General features: G+C 72.3%; 2 protein-coding genes. Both read right to left on the reverse strand.

Annotation, left to right across the window (positions count from 1 at the left end; genetic code table 11):
- The coding region (locus tag G5C60_RS50050; protein ID WP_206441001.1) for a PucR family transcriptional regulator ligand-binding domain-containing protein at positions 1–987 on the reverse strand (987 nt) is incomplete at its 3' end.
- 134 nt (positions 988–1,121) lie between these two features.
- Entirely contained in the window at positions 1,122–3,248 is a 2,127-nt protein-coding gene (locus G5C60_RS50055; RefSeq protein ID WP_165270881.1) for an ATP-binding protein, read from the reverse strand.
- Positions 3,249–3,422: the final 174 nt, after the last annotated feature.

The raw sequence follows: 3,422 nt of genomic DNA on the forward strand, positions 1-3,422 counted from the left end.
CCCCCGCGCACCCACCACAGCCCCGGACTCCGCCAGGATCATCCGATACGGGGCATCGAGCAGCTCCCCGTACAGGTCCCCGGCAACAGCCCGAGCATGATCGGACTGCCCCGCAAGCAGCATGCGCAGCACAGCCGCCCCGATCCGCTGCTCCGCGGCATACAACGACCGCGACCGCTCGGTCGTGAGCGTCAGCAGAGCGATGGCGGAGTGAACGGCGTACCGCTCGGCCGTACCCGGCGCAGCAGCCGTACCCACGGCCAACGCGCCCAGAGGCCGCCGCCCGGTCCCCAGCGAATGCAGCTCGACACGGTCCTCCCCGTCACCCTCCTCGCCCCCCTCCTCGGAGGACCCCCCGACGACGGAACTCGCGGGCACGGACCGCTCCCACAGCCGCTCCACATCGGCGGTGAGCCGGGCGGCCCGCCGCCCCGCCCACTCGGGCGCGGTGGCGACGACGGCACCGGTCGCGTCGTACAGCGCGGTCCACCCGTCGATCTGCGAGGCAAGAGCGGTGAGCAACCCCTCGGGCCCCTCGCTCAAGGCCCGTTTGGTCAGCTCGCGTTGAGCGGCGAACCCCGCCGTCACGGCCCGGTACTGATCGGCGGCGATCGCGGCGGAGACCGCTTTGCTGATGGCGAGGAAGGGGGTACGCCGAGGCACTGCGAGGAGCGGCAGCCCCTCCAGCTCGGCGGCATCGACCAGGGCCTTCGGAATGTCCTCGTAGTGGACCCCGACAGCGAATCCGAGCCCGGCGACTCCCGCCCCCGCGAGCCGCTTCACATACCGCCGCATCGCCTCGGGATCCTCCGCCTCCAGCTTGAGCGCGGTGATCAGGAGCAGCTCCCCGCCCTCCATGTACGGCACGGGGTCGGCGAGTTCGCTGGCGTGGGCCCAGCGGACGGGCCGGTCCAGGTGTTCCTTGCCCGCGCGCACGGTGAGTTTGAGCGCCGAGTGCTGGACGAGCGAGGCGAGCGTGGGGGGCATGGGACCTTCAGGTCTTCCTGGCCTGGCCTTCACAGAACCGGCGGGAGTGGCGGACGGTGTGATCTTTTAGCCGTCATGTATGAACGACCTGTGTCGATTCTGCCTCACCGTACGGTCACCGCGTCACGCGCCGCTCATCCCCGAAGATCCACCAGCAGCGGCGGCGCATGCTCCCCCCGCACGCTGGTGAGCGACAGCACCGCATGCCCCGGCGGAACGGCATGCGCCAGCTCGGAAGCGGACCACCGCTCACGCTCGACCTGCCGCACGGTGACGGCCCGGGCGGTGGGTGCCCGTCCGGTGATCACCCGCCGCAGTGCGTGGACGGTCTTGCCGAGCGGGGTCTCGGCGATGATCTGCCGGTCGGTGACGTCCCGCGCCTCGATCCACTCCTTGCCCCACACCTCGGCGAAGTCCTGCCCGTCCCAGGGCGTGAGCCCGGACAGCGCCATCCGGCAGCCGATCGCACCGAGCAACGGCGACCGCAGCGGCCGCGGCACGTCGTCGAGCGTACGCAGGGTCAGTACGACACCGGCGTTGCCGGACCGCAGCCGCTGGACTCCGCGTACGGCCTCGGGAGTCACCACGCCCGTCGCGTCGTCCAGCACCAGACACGCGAACAACGACCGGTCCTCCCGCACCGCGACACTCGCCGTGAACTGCGCGAGCACCAGCCGCGCGAGGATCCGCGAGGCATCGGCATGCCCGCGCTCGGGCAGATCGATGCGCACCCGCACCGGGTGATCAAGCGCCCTCAGCGAAAACGGCCGCGACTGCCCGGACGTGTCGAAGAAGCCCGCGAAGGCGGGCCGGTCCAGCAGGGCGACCCGATCCGCGAGTACGCCTCCCACATCGCCCGGATGCCCCAACTGCCGCTCTCGGGCGTCGAGTTCACGCAGCAACGATTCCTGCCCGGCTTCCGTGAGGGCCTTGCGGAGCGCACCGAGCGGGCCGGGCGCGCCGTCGAGGAGCTGCCGCAGTTCGGGTACGGAAGGGAAGCGCCCGTGGACCGCGCGGTACGGCCCGAGCAGCTGGGCGAGCACGGTGGTGGACCGGCGGCTGTCCCCGCCGGGATGCGGATCGGTGAGGTCGCCGACCAGGGCCTCTGCGAGTACGGCCGCCGCCTCGTCGGGGTCGGTGGTCCCGCCGTACAGGTCGAGGTCGTACACGGACTCGGGGTTGCCGACCCGCACGACGACGTCGTACGCGTCCACGGGCCCGAGCCCCGCGCCCGCGGCGCCGACCACGACGACGGCGGCCCGCCCGGCGAGCGCGTGCAGACACAGCGATTCGGCGAGCGGCCAGACGACACCGCCGGTCTTGCCTGATCCGGCGGGGCCGACGGCGAGCAAGGAGGTGCCGAGGAGTTCGGGGCCGAGTGCGAGTCCGGTGCCGCGGTAGGCGTACGGATTGCGCTTGTCGTCGGCGGTCGTGCCGAGCCGGACCTGCCCGGTGACGAGGTCGTGCTGGGCGAGGCGTCCCGGAAGATCACGGTCGCCTGAGGGGTGCAGACAGGCGGCGGACCCGTCCTTCAGCACGGCGCCGGTGAAGGTGGCGAGGCTGTGCCGACCGGTGCGCACTCCCTGCCAGGCCCGGGTGATGCGCGCGTGGTCGACGTCGCGCATGAGCCCGGAACGGGCCTCGGCGACAAGCCGCTCGGCGGCGTCGGTGGCTCCGGCGGCGCGGAGCTGGGGCCACTCGGCGGGGTCTTCCTCGGGTTCGGGAGCCGTCTGCTCGGGCTCTCGGCGCCGGAAGTGCCGCAAGTGGGGGGCGCCGAAGCGGTGCCAGACCTCGCTCCAGCGGCCGAGCCGACCGACCGCGACCATGATGGCCAGGGCGACCAGCAGCTCATAGCCCCGGAACACGATGAGTGTGCCGATGTCGCCGATCTCACTGTCGTTACCACGCCAGGAGTCGGGAGTGATCAGGAAGAGCGGCACCCACCACCAGTCGCCCAGGTAGCCGTTCTGCAGCAGCGACCAGATCAGCCACCCCACCAGGAAGGCGATCAGCGCCCCGCTGAGCAGTTGGCGCGTGGGGATCTCGTCGGGCTCCTCCGTGGGTCGCGGCCGGTGCCCGAACCGCCACACCCCCGGCGCCGCCTCGGGGCGGGGGGTCCGCAACCACGTCAGGAAGGTGGAGCCGCTCGGCGGGGCCTCCGGCGGCTGCGCGGGCCGCGGCGGCGCCTGAGGCGGCGCCGCCGGGCGCGGCACACGATCGGCGTGTGTGCCCCGTGTGTCCTGCCTGCCGTCGCTGTCCATCGCCCTTGTCCCCTGACCAGCCGTTCGATCCACCATCAGCGAGCCAATCTAATGCCCCCGCAGGGGGAGTTCACCGCATTGCCCGGCCAGGCCCGGGCCGACTCCTCGGCCACCGCCATGTCCACCACGGACAACCCGCCCCGCCGACAACACCCACATGGAGCATGCCCACTC

Origin of the sequence: Streptomyces scabichelini (assembly GCF_011045015.1) — a bacterium.
GTDB classification, from domain to species: Bacteria; Actinomycetota; Actinomycetes; order Streptomycetales; family Streptomycetaceae; genus Streptomyces; species Streptomyces scabichelini.